Raw genomic sequence first — 23,876 nt, 5'->3', positions numbered from 1 at the left:
CTGACCCCGCCGACCAGGAGAAGCGCATGTCGCAGTCCCCGTCCCGCCCCTCCCGCGCCGACCGGCGTGCCGAGCGCGGCGGCTCGAAGCCCGCTCCGGCGAAGCCGACGGGCGCCCGCGACCGGACCGTCTCGGCCGCCCGCCACCGCCGGACCGTGCTCCGCAGTGCCGCCGGCGCCGCCGGACTGGCCCTGGCCGTCGCCGCGGTCGTGCTGCCGCAGATCCTGCCGACACCGCTGGCGACCGTCGCCGCCGACGGCGTGGTCGTCACGCCGGTGGCGGCGGACGGCACCCTCGTCTGCGCGGGCAGCCTGATCGACGCGAGCGACCCCGAGGAGCTCCGCGCCCTCGACGACTCGGGCACCTCGCTCTGGCCGCGGGACGCGACCGGCGACCAGTCGGTCCTGGACGAGGCCGACGTGGCCGCCCCGGGCACCGGCATCACCCGGCTCGCCGTCCCCGCCGAGTCCGACCCGACGCCCGGCGGCGTGACGACGCAGTCGATCGCCACCGAGCAGCTCTCCGGCCTCTCGGCGCTCGGCTGCGCGGAGCCCTCGGCCGACAGCTGGCTCGTCGCCGGATCGACCGACGTCGGCCGGACCTCGGTGCTCGTCCTCGCCAACGCCAGCGAGGTCGCGGCCACCGTGGACCTCTCGCTCTACGGCGAGAACGGCGTCGTCCCGGCGACCGGCGCCACCGGCATCGTCGTCCCCGCCGGCACCGTCCGCGCCCTCCCGCTCGCCGGGCTCGCTCCCGACGTGGTCCAGCCGGTCGTGCGGATGACCGCGCGCGGCGGCGAGATCGCGGCGAGCATCCAGAGCAGCGCCATCTCCGGCCTGACGCCGCAGGGCGTCGAGACGACCGGCCCCGCGGCGACGCCGGCCACCCTCACCGTGATCTCCGGCTTCACCGTCGCGACGCCCCCGGCGGACACGGCGGGCGACGACGGCACGGGCGGCGAGGGCACTCCCGTCCTGCGGATCCTCGCGCCCGGCGAGGCGGACAGCACCGTCTCGATCGAGGTCGCCAACGAGGACCCGAGCGGCATCGGCACCTCGACGCAGGTGGTGGTCCCGGCCGGCCGCGTCGGCGAGGTCCCCCTCTCCGGCCTGGCGGACGGCTCCTACCGCGTCACGCTCACCTCGGACCAGCCCGTCGTGGCGGCCGGGCGCACGACGTCGACCGGCGGCGCCGGGACGGACTTCGCCTGGTTCGTCTCCGGGACCGCGACCGACGTTCCCTTCGGCGTCGGCAACACCGGCGAGGCGGGGGCCGTGCTGCACCTCGCGAACGGCAGCGACACCTCGGCGTCGGTGCAGCTCGAGTCGGAGGCCGGCAGCCGCACGCTCGACATCGGTCCGTTCGCCTCGGTGTCGGCCGAGCTCGGCGTCGACGCCGTCGTCGTCACGAGCGATCAGCCGGTGCAGGCGTCGGTCTCGATCGCGAGCGAGGGGCGGATCGCGGGCTACGCGATCGTGCCGCCCGGGCCGCTGTCCTCGCCGGTCACCGTCTACTCGCACTGAGCGGTCGGCGTCTCGGAGGCGCCGCTCGGCTCCGTGGTGCCGGACGCTGGTGCCGGAGGCTCAGTGGTGCCGGACGCTGGTGCCGGAGGCTCAGTGGTGCCGGACGCTGGTGCCGGAGGCTCAGTGGTGCCGGAACCGGTCCGGGGAGATGTCCCAGGGGTCGCGGCCGAGCAGCTCCGCGACCGCGCGGAAGACGTAGCTCTCGATCATCATCCGCTGGTGCCACTCGTCGCGGCGGTGCAGCTTCGCCAGCCGCTCGATCGGCACGCGGTACAGCGTGATGCGCCGCGCGGCGTGGTCGACCCGCCAGCGCGCGATGCCCGTGCCCTCGAGCCGGGCCGGGTCGACGTCGGGCGTGGAGGCGAGCTCCACCCGGATCCCCGCCAGCTCGTCCGGCCAGGCGTCGCGGAGGTAGTCGAAGGCCGAGCCGATGGTCGTCTCGAAGAAGTCCGCCCGGGTCTGCAGCGGCGGCAGGTGCGGGCCGGTGACGGCGCCGCGGATGCCCCGGCCGTGCCGGTCGCGCGAGCCGCCGCGCACCGAGCTCGACTGACGAGCGGTGGAACGGCGTGCGCGGGGCATTGGACCAGCTTATGGCCCCGCGGCCTCTTGCTACTGTGGCGCGATGGACCGACGGCAGTGCTCGCGCACCGGGTGCAGCCTCCCCGCGGTCGTGACGCTCACCTACGACTACCGGGACTCGCTCGTCGCGGTCGGGCCGCTCAGCCCGCAGCCCGATCCGCACGGCTACGACCTGTGCGCCGAGCACGACCGGCGGCTGCTGGTGCCCCGGGGCTGGGAGACCGTGCGCTATCTCGAGCCGCCGTCGGCCTGAGCGTCCTGCGGAGCCGGAGCGCTCGGTGCAGCCCGAGTTCCCCGCGGAGCCCGAGGGGCCTCGCGCACCGGGAAGCCGCGCGGCGCGTCCGCGAGCACCGGTGCGAGCCGGCTCATCCGCCGGTCGACGAGTTCCAGCGCCCGCTCCTCGCGGCGGCGGCGCAGCGCGGCGACGGCGAGCAGGAAGTCCTCGGCGGGTGCGGCCGGGAGCGGTGAGACGAACGCGGCGGCCTCCTGCGCCAGCGAGCGGGCGAGCTGCGAGCGCGAGGGCTCGGTCATCCCGGAGCGCTGGCGGAGGAACTGGGCGAGCCGGCGCGCCAGGGCGTCGGGCAGCCGGGCCACGTCGGCGGTCGCCGCCCAGCCGGTGAGCGGCGCCGGGATCTCGACGACGAGCGGGGGCGCGGCCGGTACCCGCTCGAGCTGGCTGTGCGTGCCGGCGAGCACGTCGCCGAGCCGGCGAGAACGGCGCGACAGCAGGCCCACCACCGCGGCCAGCCCACCTGCTGTCATCACGATCTCGAGCACGCCGGTGAGACCCCGGACGAGGGCGTGGCGGAAGCCGATCGCGCCTCCGTCGTCGCGGACGACCCGGGCGCCGACGGCGAGCTTGCCGAGCGAGCGCCCCCGCGTCGCGGTCTCGACGGCGACGGGCACCAGCACGATCGAGACCACCAGGGCGGCGATCGCGACGGCGGCCGAGGCGGCGGCGTCGAGCCCGCCGTCGCTCGCGAGGACGGCGACGAGGTAGAACAGACCGAAGGCGAGCAGGAACTCCGCGACGAGGTCGATGATCGCGCCGGCGGCCCGCAGGACGAACGAGGTGACGGGGATCTCGAGGGCGATCGCCTCGCCGGTGACCAGGCCCGCCGTGTCGAAGCCGGTGCTGTCGAGGCGGGCGTCGTCGCGGTCGTCGGACATGCAGCAGCTCCCTCGATCGTCGGCCCCGGCTATCATCTCAGCAGATGGACATCGATGCTCTCTCGGCCGCGCGCGGCGGCCAGTGGACCCGCCTGGACGAGCTCGCGCGCAAGCGCCGGCTGACCGGCGGCGAGGCCGACGAGCTCGTGGAGCGCTACCAGTCCGCCTCCGCCGATCTCGCCGCGATCTCCTCGACCGCGGGGTCGACCGCCGTGGGCACGCGCCTGGCAGTCTCGCTCTCGCGGGCGCGGGGCCGCCTGACCGGGACGCGCGAGGATCCGCTCGCCGCGGTCGCCCGCTTCGCCGTCGTCTCGTTCCCCGCCGCGCTCTACCGGATCCGCTGGCTGACCCTGGCCGTCGCGTTGGCGACCGTGCTGGTCGCCGGCCTCTTCGCGGTCTGGATCCTCGGTGACCCGCGCCTGCTCGCCGCGCTCGGCGACGACGAGCAGCTGCGCCGCTTCGCGCAGGAGGACTTCGTCGACTACTACTCGGAGAACCCGGCCGCGTCCTTCGCCGGTCAGGTGTGGACCAACAACGCCTGGATCGCGGCGCAGTGCGTCGCCTTCGGCATCGTCGGCGTCTACGTGCCGTACATCCTGCTGCAGAACGCGCAGAACCTCGGCACGTCGATCGCCGTGATGTTCCACGTCGGCGAGGGCGACACCTTCTTCCTCTACATCCTCCCGCACGGCCTGCTCGAGCTGACGGCGGTCTTCGTCGCCGCGGCGGCCGGGCTGCGGATCTTCTGGGCCTGGATCGCGCCCGGGCCGCGCACCCGGGGGCAGGCGCTCGCGGAGGACGCGCGGAGCCTGTTCACGGTCGCGATCGGGCTGGTCTTCGTGCTGCTCGTCTCGGGCGTGATCGAGGGCTTCGTGACGCCGGCGCCGTGGCCGTGGTGGCTGAAGATCGGCATCGGCGCGCTCGCGCTCGGCGGCTTCATCGCGTACTTCCTGGTGCTCGGCGGCCGGGCCGTGCGCGCGGGGGAGACGGGCGACCTCGGCCGCTTCGACGCCGGTTCGCGGAGCATCAGCGAGGGCTGAGCGCGAGGTCCGGGCTCAGAGCCGGCCGGTGGCCTTCAGCGCGAGGTAGCGGTCGGCGAGGGCGGGCGGCAGCTTCTCCGGCGAGGCGAGCACCACGTCGCCGCCGAGCCGCCGCACGGCGGCCGCCAGCCGGTCCGCGTCGGCGAGTGAGCGCTCCGCCGCCGCGGCCGCGTAGACCGCACCGCGGTCGCCGCGGTCGGCGGCCATCCGGGCCAGCTCGGGGTCGATCGCGCAGGCGACGACCACGGTGTGCTGCCTCGTGAGCTGCGGGAGCACCGCGAGCAGCCCCTCCGATGCGCCGACGGAGTCGAGCGCGGTGAGCAGCACGACGAGCGAGCGCTGCGAGACCAGCGTGCGCACCTGGCCCGGCACAGCCGACCAGTCGGTCTCGATCAGCTGCGGCTGCACGGGGGCGAGCGCGTCGACGACGCGGCTCAGCACCTCCGTGCCGGTCGCGCCGTGCACGCGGGCGCGCCGGGCGCGGTCGAAGGCGAGGACGTCGATGCGGTCGCCGGCCGAGGCGGCCAGCGCCGACAGCAGCAGTGACGCCTCGATCGCCGTGTCCAGGCGCGGCTCGTCGTCGATGCGGGCGGCGGAGGTGCGGCCGGTGTCGAGCACGAGCACCACCCGCCGGTCGCGCTCGGGCCGCCAGGTGCGGACGACGGGCTCGCGGCGCCGGGCGGTGGCCCGCCAGTCGAGCGAGCGGACGTCGTCGCCGCGGACGTACTCGCGCAGGCTGTCGAACTCGGTGCCCTGACCGCGGATCATCACGCTGGTGCGCCCCTCCAGCTCGCGCAGGCGGGCGAGGCGCGAGGGCAGGTGGCGGCGGGAGCGGAACGGCGGCAGCACCCGGACGACCGCGGGCGCCGCGAGGGTCGCCTGCCGGCCGGCCAGCCCGAGGACGCCGTTCGAGCGGATCGTCGCGTGCAGCGCCCGGCGCTCTCCGCGGCGGCGCGGCTCGAGGACCGTGCGGACCGCGCGGCGCTCGCCCGGCGGCAGCCGCAGCGGCGAGCGGGTCGCGAGCGCCCCGGCGGAGGGCTCCCAGGCGTCGCGGACGACGCCGGTGATCCGGCGCCGTCCCGTGTTCGTGATCAGCAGCGTCGCCTCCGCGCGCTCGCCGAGGCGCACCCGGTCGGGGGTCCGCCGCTCGAGCGCGACCGCGCGCGCGGAGCCGGCCACCGCGAGGTCGACGCCCACCAGGATCAGCCAGATCAGCAGCCAGAGCCCGAGCACGGCGAAGGCGACCTCGGCCCGGCGTCCGAGCAGGACGACCGGCACGAGGCCGACGAGGAGGACGAGGACGGAGCGTCCGGTGAGGTGCACGGCTCAGACCGGGACGCGGACCTGCTGCAGGATGCCTCCGAGGACGGCCTCCGTGCGCACGCCCTCGAGCTCCGCCTCGGGCTGGAGCTGCATCCGGTGCCGCAGCACGGGCAGGACCATCGCCTGGACGTGGTCCGGGGTGATCGAGCCGTAGCCGTTCAGCCAGGCCCAGGCGCGGCTCGCGGCGAGCAGCGCCGTCGATCCGCGGGGGCTGACGCCGAGCTTCACACTCGGGCTCTCGCGGGTCGCACGGGCGAGGTCGACGATGTAGCCGAGCACGTCGGGGCCGGCGCCGACGCGGCGGACGGAGGCCTGGGCCGCGCGCAGCCGCCCCGCCTCCAGCACCGGGTGGACGCCCGCGGCGGCGAGGTCGCGCGGGTCGAAGCCGGCCGCGTGCCGCGAGAGCACCTCGACCTCGACCTCCCGCGGCGGCACGTCCAGCACCAGCTTGAGCAGGAAGCGGTCGAGCTGCGCCTCGGGGAGCAGGTAGGTCCCCTCGTACTCGACCGGGTTCTGCGTCGCCGCGACGAGGAACGGGTCGGGGAGGCGGAGCGTGCGGCCGTCGACGCTGACCTGGCGCTCCTCCATCGCCTCGAGGAGGGCGGCCTGCGTCTTCGGCGGCGTGCGGTTGATCTCGTCCGCGAGCAGCAGGTTCGTGAAGACCGGGCCCTCGCGGAAGGCGAAGCCCGAGGTGGAGGCGTCGTAGACGAGCGAGCCGGTGATGTCACCGGGCATCAGATCGGGGGTGAACTGCACGCGCCGGGTGTCCAGTCCCAGCGAGACCGAGAGTGCGCGCACGAGCAGCGTCTTCGCGACGCCCGGCACGCCCTCGAGCAGCACGTGCCCGCCTGCCAGCAGGGCGATCAGCAGCCCGGAGACGGCGCCGTCCTGGCCGACGACGGCGCGGCCGACCTCGGAGCGGACGCGGTCGAGCTCGCGGCGGAGCTCGTCATCCGCGATCGGGGGGAGGGAGGAGTCGCTCATCGGAGGGGGCCTTCCGGTCGTTCGTGGTCGGGCTGATCGTGGTCGAGGCGGTCGCGCGCGGGGCGCCCGGTGCCGGGTCCTGCGGTGCCCGACCCTGCGGTGCCGGCCGCGGCGGTGCCCGTGCTGGGTGCGCGGGCGGCGCGGAGCGCGCGCTCGAAGCGCAGGAGCTCGTCGGAGGCGGCCACGAGAGCGGTGTCGTCGGCCGGCTCGTCGTCGACGAGGAGCCGGCGCACGGCGCGCGGGTCGCGCTCGAGCAGGGCCGCGGCCGCCGCGACGACCTCGTCCACTCCGCTCGAGGGGGCCAGGCCGAGCAGGGCGGCGGAGCGGTGCAGCGTGCCGATCCGCAGGGCGTCCAGCGCGCGCACCCGGGTGGCGCCGTGGGCGTAGAGGCGGGCCCGGCCGCGCGCGGTCTCGCTCGCGTGCACGACGACGGGCAGCGGCTCGACGGCGAGCGGGCCGAAGCGCCGCCCGCGCCAGACGGCGGAGGCGACGAACACCCCGACGAGCAGCAGCAGCGCCGGCGTGACCCAGCCCGGCGCGAGATCGGCCGGGTCGACGGCGGCGGAGGTCGCGTCGGCCGCGCCGGCGCGGTACCAGACCAGGCGGTCCTCGCCGCCGAGGAGGCCCAGCGCGAGGGCGGCGCGTCCCTCCTCGGCGACGGTGCCGTTGCGCAGGAGGTCGGCGTCGCCGACGGCGATCACGTCGGGGCCGCCGGCCGCGGAGTCGGCGACGAGCGCGAACGCGTCGTCACCGGACGGGAAGCAGCCCACGGCGCCGCCCTCGAGGACGCGGAAGGTGCTGCCGCCCGCGGGGATCCCCTCGGCGCGCTCCGCAGCGGGCAGCGCGCAGGAGGCGGCGAGCACGCCGTCCTCCTGCGGCGCGCCGGCGAAGGCGACGCCGGGCAGCAGCGCGTCGAGGGCCGCGCCGGACGGCTCGACGAGGACGACCGCGGCGGGGTCCTCGGCGAGCCGGGCGTACTGCTCCTCGTCCAGGGCCGAGCCCGGATCGTCGATCAGCAGCGTGCTGCCCGGGCCGACCGCGCGCAGGGCCTCGTCGAGCGAGTCGGCGCGGACGACGTCGACGCCCTGCTCGCGCAGGACCTGGGCGACCGCGCGGGCGCCGTCCGGTGCCGCGCTGTCGACGTCGAGGTCGGCGGCGGGCACCGGGGAGCCGGTCGCCACGGTCAGCAGGACCGTGCCGACGACGACGATCGCCGCGAGGAGCACCCAGATCCGTCCCCGGCGCAGCAGCGCGCCGAGGGTGGGGGAGGAGACGGTGTCGACGGGAGCGTCCGACGCCGGCGAAGCAGCGGGCGCGGTCATCGCAGCGCCTCGAGCGGGACCGGCGCGGCCGCGAGCGCGCGGTCGAGCTCGGCGACCCGCTCGCAGTCCTCGCGCCCGCAGGGCAGGCCGAGGTAGCGGACCCGGTCGAAGGCGTCCGCCGAGCGCCGGAGTGCGTCGGCCGAGGCGGGGAAGACGGCAGCGGCCCGGCGGGAGAAGCCGTGCGCGGTGGTGCCGGGCGAGACGGCGAGGATCGTGCGCTCGTCCAGGGCACGCACCAGGGCGCGGAACCGCTCCACCAGCGCCTCGTCCCAGTCGCCCCGGGCGGCCGCCGCCTCGGCGAGGGCGCGCAGCTCCGCGGCCGAGCGGCCGTCGTCGTCGGCGAGGACCGCCCCGGTCACGCGACTGCGCTGCCGCAGTCGCGGCCGTCCCGCGAGGACGAGGGCGACCACGACGAGCGCCACCAGCACGAGCACGCCGATCAGCGCCGCGAGCGGCACGCCGACGCCGTCGCCCGGCAGGGTGAGCGAGGTGAACCAGTCGCGCACGGCCTGCACCAGGCGGTCGAACCAGTTCGGCTCGGCGGCGCGGTAGCGCGGGTCGGCGAGCTCCTCGAGGAGCAGGCGGCGGGCCTCCTGCGCATCGGGGTCGAGCGGCGCCGTGGCGAGCGCGAGGCGGATCACGGCGCGGTCCGCTCCGGAGCGGGGAAGGGGTCGGGGGACTCGCGCCCGGCCGCGCGCTCCTCGACGTGCCGCATCAGCACGAGGTCGAAGCCCTCGCGCCGGATCCGGCGATCGAGGTAGACGAGCCCGGTGACCGCCGACTGCAGCACCGTGCCGACCGCGCCGACGACGAGGCCGACGGCGACCGAGAGCAGCGCGACGACGATCGACGCGACGACCTGCGCGTTCGGATCGGTCGGCGCGACCAGCGCCCCGCCGATCGGGATCAGCAGGCTGAACGGCGTCGAGACGACCTGCCCGGCCGCCTGGATGATGACCGGCATCAGCGCGAGCGCGCCGAACGTCCGCCAGAACCCGCCGGTGACGAGCCGCCAGGAGCGCGCGACCGCCCGGCGCAGCGGGAGCCGCTCGAGCACCAGGAGGCTCGGCACCAGCGCGAGCTTCGTCGCGAGCCAGACGCCCACCGCGGTCGCGGCGAGGCCGGCCAGCACGAGCACCAGGATCCCGCCGACGACCGCGCTGGCCCCCGCGTCCTGGGCGCCGAGGAGGAAGAGCGGCACCGAGAGCGCCGCCGCGGCGAGGACCAGCACCAGGACGCCGACGCCCTGCAGCACGGTCCAGCCCACCAGCGCCCAGAAGCGGCCGCGGAGCCGCCGGAGCAGCGCGCGCAGCGTCGGCCGCTCGCCCAGGACGGCGCGCGACACCTCGAGCACGACGACGCCCTGCACGAGCGCGCCGGTGGCCAGGGTGACGGCGAGCGGGATCAGCGCCGCGAGCACGACGATCGCCAGCGACCCCGACGCGACGGCGTCCCGATCGGCGACCTCGGCCTGGGTGATCCGGCCGACCGCGAGAAGTGCGACGGCGCCGTAGAGCACGAGGGCGAGCAGCGAGCCGAGGCCCTGGACGAGCAGCGCGACGCCGAGGGTGGTGCGCGGGCTGCGGCGGAGGACCGCGAAGGGCGCGCCGAGCAGGGTGCCGAAGCCGAGCGGCCGCAGCGGGATCAGTCCGGGCTTGGGCGGGGGAGTCCAGCCCTGCGGCGGGGGCGGGCCGGCGGGACCCGCGGTCGGAGACCAGGACACGGGCGCGACCGGTGCGACGCGCGGCCGCGCGTGGTCGCCCTCCGGAGCCCCGGCGGGCGGTGGCCACTGAGCTGCGTCGGTCATCCCTCCCATGCTGTCACAGCCGCGCTCGGCCCTCGCGGTCGGGCGCGGCCGTGCTCCCACTCGCGTCGGTTAGCCTGACCCCATGAGCGCGCGAATCCTGGTGGTCGACGACGATGCGGCCCTGGCCGAGATGATCGGCATCGTCCTGCGCGCGGAGGACTGGGACGTCTCCTTCTGCGCCGACGGCACGGGCGCCCTCGAGGCCTTCCGGCGGGCCCGGCCGGACCTCGTCCTGCTCGACCTGATGCTGCCCGGGATCGACGGCATCGAGGTCTGCCGCCGGATCCGCGCCGAGTCCGGCGTCCCGATCATCATGCTGACCGCCAAGTCGGACACCTCCGACGTCGTGCAGGGCCTCGAGTCCGGCGCGGACGACTACATGGTCAAGCCGTTCGACCCGAAGGAGCTGGTCGCGCGGATCAAGACGCGCCTGCGCCCCTCCCAGGTCGCCGCCAACGCCGTCCTGCAGGTCGGCGACCTCAGCCTCGACGTCGCCGGGCACGAGGTCCGCCGCGGCGAGACCCGCATCGGCCTGACACCGCTCGAGTTCGACCTCCTCCTCGCCCTCGCCTCCAAGCCCCAGCAGGTGTTCACGCGCGAGATGCTGCTGGAGCAGGTCTGGGGCTACCACTACAAGGCCGACACCCGGCTCGTGAACGTCCACGTGCAGCGCCTGCGCGCGAAGGTCGAGAAGGACCCGGACGATCCGCGCATCGTGATGACCGTGCGCGGCGTCGGCTACCGCGCCGGCTCCGTGCTGCCGAGCTGACGTGAGCCTCGCGCGCCGCTTCCGGGCGCCGGCACTCCGGCGCTGGCCGCGGAGGGTGCTCCGGGCCTGGCGGAGCTCGCTGCAGTTCCGCGCCGTCGCCATCACCGTGCTGCTCAGCGGCATCGCGATCGGCTCGACGGGCGCGTACCTCTCCTACAGCATCAGCGACAACCTGTTCCAGTCGCGGCTCGACCAGGTCACCGGCGACACCTCGCGCGCCACCCGCGCCGCGCAGGGCTACCTCGACGCCGCGACGGTCTCGACCCGGCAGGACATGGAGGAGGTCATGAACTCGGTGCGCACCGCGGTGCGCGACGCCTCCTCCTCCGCCCTGATCGCGGTCGTGCGCGCGCCCGATCAGGAGGCGTCCTCGCTCGCCCCGCAGGACAGCTACAACCGCGAGCTGCAGAACGGCGTCATCAGCGACGACCTGCGCGCGCGGGTGCAGGCCGGCGCCGACGGCCAGTACTGGCAGTCGGTGAGCCTCGGCGCCTCGGGCCAGCAGCTCCCGGGCATCGTCGTCGGCTCGACGATCGAGCTGCCGAGCTCCGCGGGGCGCTACGAGCTCTACATCGGCTACTCGCTCGCGGATGCGGAGCGCACGCTGCAGTTCGTGCAGCAGGTCCTCAACATCGCCGGCATCCTGCTGATCCTCCTGATCGGCGCGGTCAGCTGGGTCGTCGTCCGGATCGTGGTCGCGCCCGTGCGGGTGGCGGCGGAGACCAGCCAGCGCCTCGCCGCGGGCGACTTCGACGTGCGCATCCCGGAGAGGGGACAGGACGTGATCGCCACCCTCGCCCGCTCGTTCAACGGCATGGCCGACAGCCTTCAGGAGCAGATCAGCGAGCTCGCCACGCTCAGCCGGGTACAGCAGCGCTTCGTCTCCGACGTCTCGCACGAGCTGCGCACCCCGCTGACCACGATGAAGCTCGCCGGCGACGTGCTCTACGACCAGCGCGAGGGCTTCCCGCCGGTCGCCGAGCGCACCGTCGAGCTGCTGCACGGCCAGATCGGCCGCTTCGAGAGCCTCCTCGCCGATCTGCTGGAGATCTCCCGCCACGACGCCGGCTCGGCCGAGCTCGAGCTGGAGCCGGTGAACCTGGTGCGCCTCGCCGGCGAGGAGATCGAGGGGATGCGCGGGATCGCCGAGGCGAACGGCTCGCGGCTCACGCTCTCCGCCCCCGGCGGCTACTTCGACGCCGAGATGGACGCCCGCCGCATCCGCCGCATCGTGCGCAACCTGCTCGGCAACGCCGTCGAGCACGGCGACGGCCGCGAGATCGTGGTCACGGTCGACAGCAACGCCACCGCGGTGGCGCTCGCCGTCCGCGACTACGGTCACGGCATGAGCTCCGAGGAGGTGGTCCGGGTCTTCGACCGCTTCTGGCGCGCCGATCCGTCCCGCCGCCGCACCCTCGGCGGCACCGGCCTCGGCCTCTCCATCGCGCAGGAGGACACCGCGCTGCACCACGGCTGGCTGCAGGTCTGGTCGATGCCCGGCCGCGGCGCGTGCTTCCGGCTCACGGTCCCGCGCCGGCGCGGCGAGCGGATCGACGCCTCCCCGCTGCCGCTGCCGCCCGTGGACGCGGGCGAGCAGGCCTACTCCGGCCCCATCGTCCTGCCGCCGCTGCCGCTCGGCGGCGTCCCCGAGCACGGGGTCGTCCAGTGAGGCGCCTGCGCTCCGCGGTCGCCGCCGTGCTGCTGCTGGCCGCGCTCGCCGGCTGCGCGGGCATCCCGCGCGGGGGCGACGTCGGCGTCGGCCGCCCGGACACGGCGCCGCAGGACCTGCAGTACGACTTCCTCCCCTCCGGCCCCGCCGACGGCGCCGACCAGTTCGAGATCCTCACCGGCTTCATCGACGCGGCGTCGAGCCCGCAGAACAACTACAAGATCGCCCGCGAGTTCCTCTCCACAGGAGCCGACTGGACGCCGGGCGAGCACGTCACCGTCGACGAGGGCCAGCGCTCCTCGACCCAGCCCGGCGCGTCGACGCTCTCGCTCACCATCACCCCCGTGGCCGAGGTCGACGCCACCGGCGTCTACTCCGAGGTCGCGACGACCACCGCGCTGGAGCTGGACTACGGCTTCGTCCAGGAGAACGGCGAGTGGCGGATCAGCTCTCCGCCCAGCGGCGTCGTCATCGACCGCACCACCTTCGAGCAGGTCTTCTCCACCTACGCGCTCTACTTCTTCGACCCGAGCTACTCCTACCTGGTGCCGGATCTGCGCTGGTTCGCCTCGCGCGCGGACAGCTCGACCAGCACCACGATCGTCACCGAGCTGCTGCGCGGGCCGACGCCGTGGCTCCGCGACTCGTCCGCCGTCGTCTCGGCCTTCCCGACCGGGACGGCGCTCGCCGCCGAGACGGTGCCGGTCGAGGCGCAGCGGGCCGTCGTCGACCTGAACTCCGCGGCGCTCGAGGCCGACGAGCGGCAGTGGCGCCGGATGGCGCTGCAGCTCGGCAGGAGCCTGGCCAACGTCTCGAACGTCACCGGGGTCTCGCTCTCGGTGCAGCAGAACCCGATCGAGATCCCGACCGAGGTGACCGGGCTGCCGACCTCGCCGCGGGTGGACACCCGGCCGCTGGTGCTGACCGACGGCGACTTCGGCTTCCTCGGCTCCTCGGGGCTCGCCGAGACCGCCGTCTCGGACCGGATCGCGGCCCTCTCGCCGCGGGCCGCGGTGCTGGGCGAGCAGCGGGGCGCCGACTCGAGCGCCTCGGCGGCCGTCCTCACCTCGGCCGGCGTCTCGCTGCTCACCCCCGGGGTCGACGATGTGCTGCTCGACGCCCGGAGCGGCCTCGCGGCCCCCGGCATGGACCCCTTCGGCTACGTCTGGTCGGTGCCCACGGCGTCGCCGGGCCAGCTGGTCGCCTACTCCTCCGACGGCTCCCGGTCGCTGCAGGTCGCGACCGCCTGGCCGGAGATCGAGTCGATCGCCTCGTTCGCGCTGTCCCGCGACGGCACGCGGATGCTCGCCCTCGCGCAGGACGGGCAGCAGGCGACCGTGCTCGTCGCCGGGGTCACCCGCTCGGCCAACGGCGATCCGATCGCGGTCGGCGAGCCGGTCGTGCTGCGCTCGACCCTCGGCACGGCGGTCGCCGCCGCCTGGACGGACGAGCTCGACGTCGTCTCGGTCGTCCGCGGCTCCACCGGCGAGGACACGGTGACGATGAACCAGCTCGGCGGAGGGGACACCCCGCTGGGGACGACCACCGGGACCGTGCAGATCGCGGCCGGCAACGCCTCGACGCAGATCCGCCTCCTCGCCGAGGGCGGCGAGCTGCGACAGCAGCGCGGCTCGGCGTGGCAGACGGTCGCGACAGGCATCGAGCTCCTCGCGACGCAGACCGGCATGGGGTCCTGAACCCGGGCACACTCGCCCGATGCTGCGCGATCACCTCCTCGACGCCCTCGCCGTGCTGCTGCCGGTCGACTGCCCGGCCTGCGGGCTGCCGGCGACGCGGGTGCCCTGCCCGGACTGCGCCGCGGAGCTCGCCGCGCAGGCGCGACCGGACGTCCGCCGCCTGGGGTCCGCGGACGACCCGCTCGAGGTGCGCGTCGGCGCGGAGTACGCCGGAACGGTGCGGCGGCTCGTCGTCGCGCTGAAGGCGGAGGGACGGGTGGCCGCCGCGCGACCGCTCGGCGCGCTGCTGCGACCCGTGCTGCTCCAGGCGCTCGACGGCGCTCCGGCGCTGCTGGTCGCACCGCCCGGCTCGCGCCTTCGGCACCTGCGGCGCGGCTTCGACCCCGTCGACCTGCTGGTGCGCGCGGCGGGCGGGCGCCTCGCCCGGCCGCTCACGAGGACCCGGCTCGCGCTCGACCAGGTCGGCCTCGCCCGGGCGGAGCGGCACGCGAACCTCGACGGCGCGTTCCGCGCCAGGCGTCCGCTCGACGGCGAGCGGATCCTGCTGGTGGACGACGTGGTCACCTCGGGGGCGACCCTGCTCGAGCTGCGCCGGGCCGTCCGCGCGGGCGGGGGAGACGTGGCGGGGGCGGCCGCGCTCGCCGGCACTCCGGAGCGGGGAAGCGCGACTTCCTGATGAACTCCCGAGGACGATCCGGTGACCGCGGGTCTACGCTCGGGGGACGGCGTGAACGGTCCGCCCGGAGAAAGGCGGCACGCCGTACTCGACTGGGAGGTTGTCATGGACATCGACATCACAGGCCGCAACATGGGCATCACCGATCGCTTCCGCGCCTACGCGACGGAGAAGTCGGAGAAGATCGCCCACCTCGCCGACCGGGCGCTCGCGCTCGAGATCAAGGCGAGCCGTCACAGCGAGGGCAAGGGCGCCGCCGGCGGCGACCGGGTCGAGCTCACGCTCATCGGCAAGGGGCCCGTGGTGCGGGCCGAGGCGAGCGGAGCCGACAAGTACGCGGCCTTCGACGTCGCCCTCGGGCGCCTGCTCGAACGGGTGCGTCGAGCCAAGGACCGCAAGAAGGTGCATCGCGGTCAGCATCGGCCGACCTCGCTGCGCGACGCGGCGGCCGACGACTTCAGCGTCGTCGCGATCCAGCCGGCGGACGCCGAGGTGCTCGAGCGCCTGAGCACGGGCGTGATCCCCGTGCAGGAGGAGCCGGCCCCGGAGCCTGTCGCCGCGGACGAGGACGACGCGGAGGAGCCGTACTGCCCCGTCGTCATCCGCAAGAAGGTCTTCCCCTCCGTCTCGATGAGCGTCGACGACGCCGTCGACTACATGGAGCTGGTCGGCCACGACTTCTACCTCTTCATCGACGCGGACACCGACCGCCCGAGCGTCGTCTACCGCCGCAAGGGCTGGGACTACGGCGTGATCGGCCTCGGCGACGAGGCGGACGCGCAGCCCGAGGCCGCCGCGGTCTGACCCGGGAGCCCCCCGGAGGTCCGCCTCCGGGGGGTTCTTCGCGCCCTGTCGGACCGCGCACAGCCCGCCACGGCTAGTGTTGTTCCGTCCGCGCCGTGCCGTCGGGCACCTGTCTTCTACGTTTTGGAGTACCCCGTGGCCTCAGTTCTCGAAAAGGTCCTTCGCGTCGGGGAGGGCCGGGTCCTCCGCCGCCTCGAGAACTACGCGAAAGCCGTCAACGCCCTCGAAGAGGACTTCACGCACCTCAGCGACGAGGAGCTGAAGAACGAGACCGTCGAGCTGCGCGAGCGCTACTCGAACGGCGAATCGCTCGACGACCTGCTGCCGGAGGCCTTCGCGGCCGTCCGCGAGGCCTCGCGCCGCACGCTCGGCCTGCGCCACTTCGACGTCCAGCTGATGGGCGGCGCGGCACTGCACCTCGGCAACATCGCCGAGATGAAGACCGGAGAGGGCAAGACCCTCGTCGCGACCCTGCCGGCGTACCTCAACGCCATCGCGAGCCGCGGCGTGCACATCGTCACGGTGAACGACTTCCTCGCGAACTACCAGTCCGAGCTGATGGGGCGCGTGTTCCGCGCCCTCGGCATGACGACCGGCGTGATCCTCTCCGGCCAGACGCCCGAGCAGCGCCGCGAGCAGTACGCGGCCGACATCACCTACGGCACGAACAACGAGTTCGGCTTCGACTACCTCCGCGACAACATGGCCTGGCAGGCGCAGGACATGGTCCAGCGCGGCCACTTCTTCGCCGTGGTCGACGAGGTCGACTCGATCCTCATCGACGAGGCGCGCACCCCGCTGATCATCTCCGGCCCCGCCTCGGGCGAGGCGAACCGCTGGTTCGCCGAGTTCGCCGGTCTCGCCACGCGCCTCATCGAGGGCGAGGACTACGAGGTCGACGAGAAGAAGCGCACCGTCGGCGTGCTCGAGCCCGGCATCGAGAAGGTCGAGGACTACCTCGGCATCGACAACCTCTACGAGTCCGCGAACACCCCGCTGATCTCGTTCCTGAACAACTCGATCAAGGCCCGCGCCCTGTTCAAGAAGGACAAGGACTACGTCGTCCTCAACGGCGAGGTGATGATCGTCGACGAGCACACCGGCCGCATCCTGGCCGGCCGCCGCTACAACGAGGGCATCCACCAGGCGATCGAGGCGAAGGAGGGCGTGCAGGTCAAGGCCGAGAACCAGACCCTCGCCACCGTCACTCTGCAGAACTACTTCCGCCTCTACGGCAAGCTCTCCGGCATGACCGGAACGGCCGAGACCGAGGCCGCCGAGTTCATGTCGACCTACAAGCTCGGCGTGGTCTCCATCCCGACCAACCGCAAGATGCAGCGCATCGACAACGCCGACCTCGTCTACAAGAACGAGCAGGTCAAGTTCGAGCAGGTCGTCGAGGACATCGTGGAGCGCCACGCGGCGGGCCAGCCCGTCCTGGTCGGCACGACGAGCGTCGAGAAGAGCGAGTACCTCTCCCGCCTGCTCGCCAAGAAGGGCGTGCGGCACGAGGTGCTGAACGCCAAGAACCACGCGCGCGAGGCCGCGATCGTCGCCCAGGCGGGCCGCCTCGGCGCCGTCACCGTCGCGACCAACATGGCCGGCCGCGGCACCGACATCATGCTCGGCGGCAACGCCGAGTTCCTCGCGGTCACCGAGATGTCGACGAAGGGCCTCAGCCCCGTCGACACCCCCGAGGAGTACGAGTCCGCGTGGGACGACGTCTTCGCGGGCGTCAAGGCCAAGGTCGCCGAGGAGGCCGAGAAGGTCCAGGCCGCCGGCGGTCTCTACGTGCTCGGCACCGAGCGCCACGAGTCGCGCCGCATCGACAACCAGCTCCGCGGCCGCTCCGGCCGCCAGGGTGACCCGGGCGAGAGCCGCTTCTACCTCTCGCTCACCGACGACCTGATGCGCCTGTTCAACTCCGGAGCGGCCGAGGCCCTGATGGGCCGCGGCAACGTGCCGGACGACATGGCGATCGAGTCGAAGGTCGTCTCGCGCGCCATCCGCAGCGCGCAGTCGCAGGTCGAGGCGCGCAACGCCGAGATCCGCAAGAACGTCCTCAAGTACGACGACGTCCTCAACCGCCAGCGCGAGGCGATCTACTCCGACCGCCGCCACATCCTCGAGGGCGACGACCTGCACGAGCGCACCCAGAAGTTCCTCGTCGACGTGATCGACGAGATCCTCGAGGTGCACACCGGCGAGGGCAACGGCGACGACTGGGACTTCGACGCGCTCTGGACCGAGCTGAAGACGCTCTACCCGGTCAGCCTGTCGATCGACGAGGTCGTCCAGGAGGCCGGCAGCCGCGGCCGGATCAACAAGGAGTTCATGCGCCGCGAGATCCTCTCGGACGCGAAGCTCGCCTACCAGGGCCGCGAGGAGCAGCTCGGCTCCCCCGCCATGCGCGAGCTCGAGCGCCGCGTCGTGCTCTCGGTGATCGACCGCCGCTGGCGCGACCACCTCTACGAGATGGACTACCTCAAGGACGGCATCGGCCTGCGCGCGATGGCCCAGCGCGACCCGCTGGTCGAGTACCAGCGCGAGGGCTTCACCCTGTTCCAGCAGATGATGGGCCAGATCCGCGAGGAGACCGTCGGCTTCCTCTTCAACCTCGAGGTCGAGGTCACCCAGAAGCAGGGCGAGGTCGCCGGCGTCGCCGCGAAGGGCCTCTCCGAGCCGGTCGCTCCGGTCGAGAAGCTCAGCTACTCCGCGCCGAGCGACTCGGGCGGCGTCGAGGTCCGCGACCAGCGCGGCCGGGTGCAGCAGGCGGCGACGGCGAAGGCCAGCGCCGCGGCGGCCCGCGAGGCGCGTCCGGACGACGCGGAGGACGCCGCGACCACCGGCGCCTTCGGCCAGCAGACCGGCGGCTCCGACGAGACGCCGAACAACCGCCAGGAGCGCCGCGCGCAGACCAAGCGCCGCTGATCCCGGCCCTGCCGACCGGCACGACGAAGGCCCCGGTCCCGACTCCGCTCGAGCGGAGCGCGGGATGCGGGGCCTTCGTCGTCGACAGCGCGGGCGCGTGGTCGGCGGCGTCAGGCGCGGTGCCGCACCAGCGCCGAGACGAAGCCGCCGGCGAAGGTGTCGCCGAGGCCGATCGTGGTGGGGCGGTCGGTCTCCAGCACGAGGCCGGGCGTGCAGACGGCCTGCAGCCGAGCCGTGACCGCGGTGCAGACCGTGACTCCGCCGGGCTGCGCCGGCAGTTGCGCGACGCGGTCGTAGTCCGCGGCGGTGATGCCGTCGCCGAGCAGGTAGCGGGTGCTCGCCATCGTCACTCCGCCGAGGAGCGCCGCGCGGTAGCGCTCGGCCTCCGCTCCGACGGCCGCCGACCAGTGCCGGGTGTGCACGACGAGCACCGGGCCGGGGAGCAGCGCCGCGGCCGCGCCCAGCGCCTCGACCACGGCATCCGGGTCGAGCAGGTCGAGCCGGTGCCCGAGCAGCGCCTGCAGCTCGTCCTCGTTCATGCTGACGACGTCGACGCAGCCGAGCAGGGCGGAGCGGGCCCGGTCCTGCAGAGCGGGCAGGTGGAAGCCCGCGTCCTCGTAGATCACGTCCGCGGAGGCGGGCAGCGCCGCGAGGTGGCGCTGCAGCGTCTCCAGCCGGTCCGTCAGCACCGCCCCGTCCTGGATGCTGTTGAAGCCGGAGACCAGGAAGACGCCCGCGTCGGCCAGCACGCCGCCGAGTCCCTCCGCCAGCAGCAGCTCGCGGTTGGGCGGGTCGTTCGCGAAGATCACCCGGTTCGGGTGCGGCGCCACCAGCACGCGGTCGCCGAGGAGCACCCGGGCGCCGCGCGGGAACTGCACGATCAGGTGCGGGTCGGTGCTGTCGGCGGTCGCGCTCGAGACGTACTCGGTGCCGACGGGCAGGAGCCGGCGGACGTGGTCGTCGATGCTCACCAGGTGCTGCACCGCGGCGAGGCCGTGCACGGCGAGCGCGTAGCCCGCCCGCACTCCCGTGCCGCCGAGGGTGATGCGCCGGGGGAAGCGCTGCGCGAACTCCTCGACGATGCGGGAGGAGGAGGCGAATCTCTCCCCTCCCGCACCGTCGGCGAGGAACGCGAGGAGCGCCACGACGAGGTCGCGCTCGGTGCTGACCGGCGCCGTCCTCGTCAGCTCGTCCGCGCGGATCCCGTACTCGTCCGCGAGCGTCTGGACGACGTCGTCGTCCCAGTCGATCTCGTAGTCGACGGTCCCGCCCAGTCCGAGCACGATCCTCTCGTTCACCGCGCTGCTCTCCTGCGTCTCGCCGGGCCTAGTAGAGCTCGGCCTTGCCGGCGGAGCCGAACAAGTCGATCTTCTCGGCGGCCGTCTCCTTCATCGCGGCGACGGAGGGCGGCTGGATCGTGTTCGGCTCGCGGACGGAGGGGTCGGCCAGCACCTCGCGCATCTTCTTGTGGTACGCGGCCTTGATGTCGCTGGAGATGTTGATCTTGTTGACTCCGCGCTTCACCGACTCGGCGATCTCGGCGTCGGGGTTGTTCGAGCCGCCGTGCAGGACGAGCGGCACGGCGACGCGCTTCTTGATCTCGGCGAGCAGGTCCAGCTTGAGCGCGGGCTTCATCGACGCCGGGTAGAGGCCGTGGCTGGTGCCGATGGCGATCGCCAGGCTGTCGACCCCGGTGGAGGCGACGAAGTCGACCGCCTCGTCGGGCTCGGTGTAGATGATGTTCGCGGCGCCGTCCTCGGCCTCGTTGTCGGTCTTGCCGATCGTGCCCAGCTCGCCCTCGACCGAGACGCCGACGGCGTGCGCCGCGTCGACGACGCGCTTGGTGATCGCGACGTTCTCGTCGTAGGGGAGCATCGAGCCGTCGATCATCACCGAGGTGAAGCCGGACTTGATCGCGAGCAGGACCTGCTCGTAGGTGGCGCCGTGGTCGAGGTGGATGGTCACGGGGACGGTGGAGCGGTGGGCGCGGGCGATGATCGCGTGCAGGATGTCCACTCCGGTGTGGCTGAGCTCGTCGGGGTGGATCGCGATGAGCAGCGGGGAGGCCTTCTCCTCGCTGATCTCGAAGAGGCCGTTCATCATGGCGTAGTCGCTGACGTTGAACGCCGGGACGGCGAAGCCGTTCGCGTTGGCGACGTCCAGCAGGTCTTTTCCGGAAACAAGCATTCTCTGACTGTCCTTCTCGTGGTGGTGGTGGTGTTCCGGACGCGCGGACGCGCGCCTCAGCTCTTGACGGCCCCGGCGGTCATGCCGCCGATGAAGTACCGCTGGAAGAAGAGGAAGAGGAGGAGGACGGGAACGCATCCGAGGATGCTCATCGCCATCATCTCGTTCCACTCGTAGGAGTTCTGGCCCATCAGCAGCTGGATGCCGATCGGCACCGTGCGCATGTCGTCGGTGCGGGTCAGGGTGAGCGCGAAGAGGTACTCGTTCCACGCGATCATGAAGGTGTAGACGCCGACCGAGACGATTCCGGGGATCGCGATCGGCACCAGGATCCGCCAGAGCACCGTCATCGGGCCGGCCCCGTCCATCCGCGCCGCCTCGTCGAGATCGCGGGGGAGGGTGTTGAAGTAGCCGGTCAGCATGATGATCGCGTAGGGCAGCGTGAAGACCAGGTAGGTGAGGATCAGGCCCTGGTAGGTGTTGTAGAGCCGCAGCGTCACCATCAGCCCGAAGAACGGGATCAGCAGGGTGATCGGCGGCACCGCCTGCACGCTGACGATGATGATGTTGATCGGCCGCTTGAAGCGGAACTCGTAGCGGCTGAACGCGTAGGACGCGAGGATCGCGACGACCAGCGTCAGCGCGACGACCGCGAGCGCGACGACGTAGCTGTTGATGAAGAAGCGGACCTTCGTCGGGTCGCCCAGGATCCCGGCGTAGGCCGAGAACGAGAACGTGTCGGTGATCAGCCGGGGCGGGTACTCGAAGATCTCGGTGTTCGACTTGAACGAGCTGGCGGCCATCCAGACGATCGGCAGGCCCGCGAAGGCGGCGCCGATCAGGAGGAGGACCCAGACCCCTGCCTTCGCAGCGAGGAGCCGCGGCGTGCGGACGGCCGGGCGGGTGGCGGTGGCGGTCACGTCAGTCCCTGGCTTTCTGGTTCCGCACGTAGAAGAACGCGAGGACCATGGTGAGGAGGAGGATCAGGACGGCGCTCGCCGAGGCCACCGAGAACTCGTAGCGGCTGAACGCGAGCTTGTAGGTGTAGGTGCTGAGCATCTCGGTCGCGTCGATCGGGCCGCCGCCGGTGGTCATCCAGATCAGCGCGAACTGCTGCGAGGTCCAGATGATGTCGAGCACCGACATGCTGATGATGATCGGCTTGAGCTGCGGGATCGTGACGTTCCAGAACCGCTGCCAGGCGCTCGCCCCGTCGACCTTCGCCGCCTCGTAGAGGTCGTGCGGGATGCCCTGCAGACCCGCCAGCAACGTGATCATGTAGAACGAGTAGCCCGCCCAGATGTTGATGAAGGTCACCGAGAGCAGCGCGGTCGCGGGGGAGGCGAGCCACTCGATGCCCTTGTCGGTCAGCCCGAGCGAGATCAGCGCGTAGTTGATCACGCCGTTCGGGTTCAGCAGCAGCCGCCAGAGCACCGCGATGATCGCGACGGTGAACAGCCACGGCAGGACGTAGACCACGCGGAAGAGCGACTTGGCGACGGTCGGCACGAGCGGCGAGTTCAGCAGCATCGCGAAGCCGAGGCCGAGCACCAGGTGGGCGGCGACGCTGACGCCGACGAAGACGATCGTGTTGCCGGTGGCCGTGCGGAACTTCGGGTCGCCGAGGACCTCGAGGTAGTTCGCGAGGCCCACGAAGGCGGGCTTCGGGTTCGTGATGACGTTGTCGAAGAACGAGTACCCGATCACCAGCAGCACCGGCACGAGCATCAGGACGAGCATCACGATCGCCGTGGGGGAGAGGTAGAGGTAGGGCGCGAGGTCGCGGCGCCTCCGGCGGCCCGCGGGGGCGGGGGCGGGCGTCCCGGAGACGGGACGCTGGGGGGCGCTCAGCAGGGAGACCACGGCGCTCCTCCTTCGATCGGGGACGGGGTGAGGGGGGACCGCGCCGCGGGAGAGGACTCCCGCGGCGCGATCGGGGACGGACGCGTCACGGCTCAGAACTCGCCGAGCCAGGCTTCCTGGGACTTCTCCAGCGCCTCGTCGACGCTCTGGTCGCCGTTGAGGGCGGCCTGCAGCTGCTCGTCGAAGTCGCGCATCAGCTGCTCCGCGACGGGCAGGCCGACGAACTCGTTCGCCGGGTAGCCGGCCGAGTAGATGTCGAAGGCCTCCTGGTACAGCGGGTCGCTGTCCGAGAAGTCCGGCGTGGAGGCGGTGTTGCCGGGGAAGGCGTTCGCCAGGGTGGACAGCGTCGAGTTGGTGTCGGCGCTCATCAGGAACGACACGAGCTTCGCGGCCTCGGCCGGGTGCTCGCTGCTGGCCGAGACCCCGATGCCCCAGGAGGCGAAGGGGATGCCGCGCTCGCCGCTGAAGCCGTCCTCGGCCGGGATGGCCGAGATGCTGAACTTCAGGTCGGGGTTGGACTCGCGGATGGTGGCGATGTGCGAGAGGGAGTCGATCACCATGCCGACCCGGCCGTTGGTGAACTCCTCGACCTTGTCCTGCTCCTTCATCGTCGCGGCACCGGGGGCGATCACGCCGTCGGCGTCGAGCTGCGCGATGTAGTCGACCGCGCTGGTGACGGCGTCGTTGGTGAGGTCGGGCTTGCCGTCGTCGAGCATGCTGCCGCCGGAGGCCCAGACCCAGGACATGACGTCGTTCTGGATCCCGTTGGGCGCGTCGCTCGAGAGCGGGAGCACCCAGCCGCTGGTGTTCTCGCCGAGCGCCGTGATCGCCTTGGCCGCGGACTCGAACTCGCTGCGGGTCGAGGGCGGAGCGCTGACGCCCGCCTCGGAGAGCAGGGCGTCGTTGGTGAAGAGCGGGTAGACGAAGTTGACGACGGGGACCATCGCGGTCTTGCCGTCGACGACGACGGTCGAGGAGAGCTGGCTCTCGTCGAAGCCCGCGTCCGAGAGCATGGGACCGAGGTCGGCCAGCGCGCCCTGCTTGGCGAAGTCGCTGATCCAGGCGCCGTCGAGTCCGACGACGTCGGACATCGTGCCGGCCGCGGCGCCGGCGAAGAGCTGCTCCTTGGTCGAGGCGTACGGACCGCTGAGGAGGTCGACCGTGATGCCGGGGTTGGCGGCCTCGAAGTCGTCCATCAGGCCGCGGAGGGCGCCGTCCGAGAGCTCGGGCTCCCACCACTGCGCGAATTCGAGGGTGACGTCTCCGCCTGCCGCGGAGTCGCCGCCACCCTGGCTGCAGCCGGTCAGCATCGTCGCGGCGAACGCCGCGCTGACGGTGAAGACGACGGCTCTCTTGATGCGAGCACCTTTGCTCATGTCACTCCCTGCAACTCTGCAGTTATCTGCTGTTGTGTGCGCATTCTTGCGCTTGTGTTCTGCGAATGTACCTGGCGATGCGTGGTCATGCAAGAACCGGCAGGAAATTGCCGAGATGTGCGACAAAAGAGGACCAGACCGCAGGATTCAACGCGG

21 protein-coding genes are annotated in these 23,876 nt (G+C 73.1%); 9 read left to right on the top strand and 12 right to left on the bottom strand.

Annotated elements, in window-relative coordinates; genetic code table 11:
* Window positions 1–26 precede the first annotated feature (26 nt).
* Window positions 27–1,523 carry a DUF5719 family protein gene (locus EDF43_RS05005; RefSeq protein ID WP_132435845.1) on the top strand — a complete coding sequence of 499 codons (1,497 nt, stop codon included), beginning with the start codon at window positions 27–29 and terminating at the stop codon, window positions 1,521–1,523.
* Between the two features lie 120 nt (window positions 1,524–1,643).
* Here EDF43_RS05005 and EDF43_RS05000 read toward each other — a convergent pair whose 3' ends face one another.
* Window positions 1,644–2,102, bottom strand: coding sequence for a metallopeptidase family protein (locus EDF43_RS05000; RefSeq protein ID WP_123734335.1), 459 nt, complete (start codon window positions 2,100–2,102; stop codon window positions 1,644–1,646).
* Window positions 2,103–2,145: 43 nt separating this feature from the next.
* Between EDF43_RS05000 and EDF43_RS04995 the strand changes: the two genes are divergently transcribed.
* On the top strand, window positions 2,146–2,355 hold the full coding sequence (locus EDF43_RS04995) for a DUF3499 family protein (protein ID WP_123444386.1): 210 nt from the start codon (window positions 2,146–2,148) through the stop codon (window positions 2,353–2,355).
* On the opposite strand, the gene EDF43_RS04990 is transcribed toward EDF43_RS04995, so the two are convergent.
* Complete coding sequence (locus tag EDF43_RS04990) at window positions 2,331–3,272, bottom strand: RDD family protein (RefSeq protein ID WP_132435844.1); 942 nt, start codon at window positions 3,270–3,272, stop codon at window positions 2,331–2,333. The genes EDF43_RS04995 and EDF43_RS04990 overlap by 25 nt on opposite strands.
* Window positions 3,273–3,316: 44 nt before the next feature.
* On the opposite strand from EDF43_RS04990, the gene EDF43_RS04985 reads away from it, so the two are divergent.
* Window positions 3,317–4,312: a stage II sporulation protein M gene (locus EDF43_RS04985; protein WP_132435843.1), complete on the top strand. Its 996-nt coding sequence runs from the start codon at window positions 3,317–3,319 to the stop codon at window positions 4,310–4,312.
* A gap of 15 nt (window positions 4,313–4,327) precedes the next feature.
* Here the strand turns inward: EDF43_RS04985 and EDF43_RS04980 are convergent, their stop codons facing one another.
* From EDF43_RS04980 to EDF43_RS04960, 5 genes are read right to left on the bottom strand one after another with little or no spacing between them, the layout of a single operon-like run.
* Window positions 4,328–5,635, bottom strand: coding sequence for a DUF58 domain-containing protein (locus EDF43_RS04980; RefSeq protein ID WP_132435842.1), 1,308 nt, complete (start codon window positions 5,633–5,635; stop codon window positions 4,328–4,330).
* A gap of 3 nt (window positions 5,636–5,638) precedes the next feature.
* Window positions 5,639–6,619 (bottom strand): MoxR family ATPase, encoded by a 981-nt coding sequence (locus tag EDF43_RS04975; RefSeq protein WP_132435841.1) that lies wholly within the window; start codon window positions 6,617–6,619, stop codon window positions 5,639–5,641.
* A complete protein-coding gene (locus EDF43_RS04970) occupies window positions 6,616–7,941 on the bottom strand; it encodes a DUF4350 domain-containing protein (RefSeq protein ID WP_132435840.1) in 1,326 nt (441 codons plus the stop codon). The genes EDF43_RS04975 and EDF43_RS04970 overlap by 4 nt, the downstream gene beginning before the upstream one ends.
* Window positions 7,938–8,582: a DUF4129 domain-containing protein gene (locus EDF43_RS04965; protein ID WP_132435839.1), complete on the bottom strand. Its 645-nt coding sequence runs from the start codon at window positions 8,580–8,582 to the stop codon at window positions 7,938–7,940. The genes EDF43_RS04970 and EDF43_RS04965 overlap by 4 nt, the downstream gene beginning before the upstream one ends.
* Entirely contained in the window at window positions 8,579–9,748 is a 1,170-nt protein-coding gene (locus tag EDF43_RS04960) for a hypothetical protein (protein WP_132435838.1), read from the bottom strand. Before EDF43_RS04960 ends, EDF43_RS04965 begins: the two co-directional genes overlap by 4 nt.
* 82 nt (window positions 9,749–9,830) lie before the next feature.
* On the opposite strand from EDF43_RS04960, the gene mtrA reads away from it, so the two are divergent.
* The 6 genes from mtrA (at window position 9,831) to secA (ending at window position 18,294) form a co-directional block, all read left to right on the top strand.
* On the top strand, window positions 9,831–10,517 hold the full coding sequence (gene mtrA / locus EDF43_RS04955; RefSeq protein ID WP_123444394.1) for an MtrAB system response regulator MtrA: 687 nt from the start codon (window positions 9,831–9,833) through the stop codon (window positions 10,515–10,517).
* 1 nt (window position 10,518) lies between these two features.
* Complete coding sequence (gene mtrB, locus EDF43_RS04950; protein WP_132435837.1) at window positions 10,519–12,186, top strand: MtrAB system histidine kinase MtrB; 1,668 nt, start codon at window positions 10,519–10,521, stop codon at window positions 12,184–12,186.
* Window positions 12,183–13,883 carry a GerMN domain-containing protein gene (locus tag EDF43_RS04945; RefSeq protein WP_132435836.1) on the top strand — a complete coding sequence of 567 codons (1,701 nt, stop codon included), beginning with the start codon at window positions 12,183–12,185 and terminating at the stop codon, window positions 13,881–13,883. Before mtrB ends, EDF43_RS04945 begins: the two co-directional genes overlap by 4 nt.
* Window positions 13,884–13,902: 19 nt before the next feature.
* Window positions 13,903–14,559, top strand: coding sequence for a phosphoribosyltransferase family protein (locus EDF43_RS04940; RefSeq protein ID WP_132435835.1), 657 nt, complete (start codon window positions 13,903–13,905; stop codon window positions 14,557–14,559).
* A gap of 105 nt (window positions 14,560–14,664) precedes the next feature.
* Window positions 14,665–15,363, top strand: a complete 699-nt coding sequence (raiA, locus tag EDF43_RS04935) for a ribosome-associated translation inhibitor RaiA (protein ID WP_123444397.1) — start codon at window positions 14,665–14,667, stop codon at window positions 15,361–15,363.
* A 135-nt stretch (window positions 15,364–15,498) separates the two neighbouring features.
* Window positions 15,499–18,294, top strand: a complete 2,796-nt coding sequence (secA, locus tag EDF43_RS04930) for a preprotein translocase subunit SecA (protein WP_123702673.1) — start codon at window positions 15,499–15,501, stop codon at window positions 18,292–18,294.
* Between the two features lie 110 nt (window positions 18,295–18,404).
* Here the strand turns inward: secA and EDF43_RS04925 are convergent, their stop codons facing one another.
* The 5 genes from EDF43_RS04925 to EDF43_RS04905 all read right to left on the bottom strand — a co-directional run bounded on the left by EDF43_RS04925 (window position 18,405) and on the right by EDF43_RS04905 (window position 23,720).
* Window positions 18,405–19,592 carry an ADP-dependent glucokinase/phosphofructokinase gene (locus EDF43_RS04925; RefSeq protein WP_132435834.1) on the bottom strand — a complete coding sequence of 396 codons (1,188 nt, stop codon included), beginning with the start codon at window positions 19,590–19,592 and terminating at the stop codon, window positions 18,405–18,407.
* Window positions 19,593–19,620: 28 nt separating this feature from the next.
* Complete coding sequence (locus tag EDF43_RS04920; RefSeq protein WP_132435833.1) at window positions 19,621–20,481, bottom strand: ketose-bisphosphate aldolase; 861 nt, start codon at window positions 20,479–20,481, stop codon at window positions 19,621–19,623.
* Between the two features lie 56 nt (window positions 20,482–20,537).
* Window positions 20,538–21,401, bottom strand: coding sequence for a carbohydrate ABC transporter permease (locus EDF43_RS04915; protein WP_207901631.1), 864 nt, complete (start codon window positions 21,399–21,401; stop codon window positions 20,538–20,540).
* A gap of 1 nt (window position 21,402) precedes the next feature.
* Window positions 21,403–22,344 carry a sugar ABC transporter permease gene (locus tag EDF43_RS04910; RefSeq protein WP_243582417.1) on the bottom strand — a complete coding sequence of 314 codons (942 nt, stop codon included), beginning with the start codon at window positions 22,342–22,344 and terminating at the stop codon, window positions 21,403–21,405.
* Between the two features lie 92 nt (window positions 22,345–22,436).
* Window positions 22,437–23,720, bottom strand: a complete 1,284-nt coding sequence (locus EDF43_RS04905) for a sugar ABC transporter substrate-binding protein (RefSeq protein WP_132435832.1) — start codon at window positions 23,718–23,720, stop codon at window positions 22,437–22,439.
* Window positions 23,721–23,876: the final 156 nt, after the last annotated feature.

The organism is Rathayibacter sp. PhB179 (genome assembly GCF_004345345.1).
In the GTDB taxonomy this organism is placed as follows: domain Bacteria; phylum Actinomycetota; class Actinomycetes; order Actinomycetales; family Microbacteriaceae; genus Rathayibacter; species Rathayibacter festucae.
This window is presented reverse-complemented; position numbering and strand designations above follow the sequence as displayed.

Excerpts from the sequence above, each read along its gene's own strand:
- EDF43_RS05000 (WP_123734335.1), bottom strand. The coding sequence starts at position 2,102 with ATGCCCCGCGCACGCCGTTCCACCGCTCGTCAGTCGAGCTCGGTGCGC.
- EDF43_RS04960 (WP_132435838.1), bottom strand. The coding sequence starts at position 9,748 with ATGACCGACGCAGCTCAGTGGCCACCGCCCGCCGGGGCTCCGGAGGGC.
- raiA (WP_123444397.1), top strand. The coding sequence starts at position 14,665 with ATGGACATCGACATCACAGGCCGCAACATGGGCATCACCGATCGCTTC.
- EDF43_RS04985 (WP_132435843.1), top strand. The coding sequence starts at position 3,317 with ATGGACATCGATGCTCTCTCGGCCGCGCGCGGCGGCCAGTGGACCCGC.
- EDF43_RS04990 (WP_132435844.1), bottom strand. The coding sequence starts at position 3,272 with ATGTCCGACGACCGCGACGACGCCCGCCTCGACAGCACCGGCTTCGAC.
- EDF43_RS04940 (WP_132435835.1), top strand. The coding sequence starts at position 13,903 with ATGCTGCGCGATCACCTCCTCGACGCCCTCGCCGTGCTGCTGCCGGTC.
- EDF43_RS04970 (WP_132435840.1), bottom strand. The coding sequence starts at position 7,941 with ATGACCGCGCCCGCTGCTTCGCCGGCGTCGGACGCTCCCGTCGACACC.
- EDF43_RS05005 (WP_132435845.1), top strand. The coding sequence starts at position 27 with ATGTCGCAGTCCCCGTCCCGCCCCTCCCGCGCCGACCGGCGTGCCGAG.
- mtrA (WP_123444394.1), top strand. The coding sequence starts at position 9,831 with ATGAGCGCGCGAATCCTGGTGGTCGACGACGATGCGGCCCTGGCCGAG.
- EDF43_RS04995 (WP_123444386.1), top strand. The coding sequence starts at position 2,146 with ATGGACCGACGGCAGTGCTCGCGCACCGGGTGCAGCCTCCCCGCGGTC.
- EDF43_RS04905 (WP_132435832.1), bottom strand. The coding sequence starts at position 23,720 with ATGAGCAAAGGTGCTCGCATCAAGAGAGCCGTCGTCTTCACCGTCAGC.
- EDF43_RS04920 (WP_132435833.1), bottom strand. The coding sequence starts at position 20,481 with ATGCTTGTTTCCGGAAAAGACCTGCTGGACGTCGCCAACGCGAACGGC.
- EDF43_RS04975 (WP_132435841.1), bottom strand. The coding sequence starts at position 6,619 with ATGAGCGACTCCTCCCTCCCCCCGATCGCGGATGACGAGCTCCGCCGC.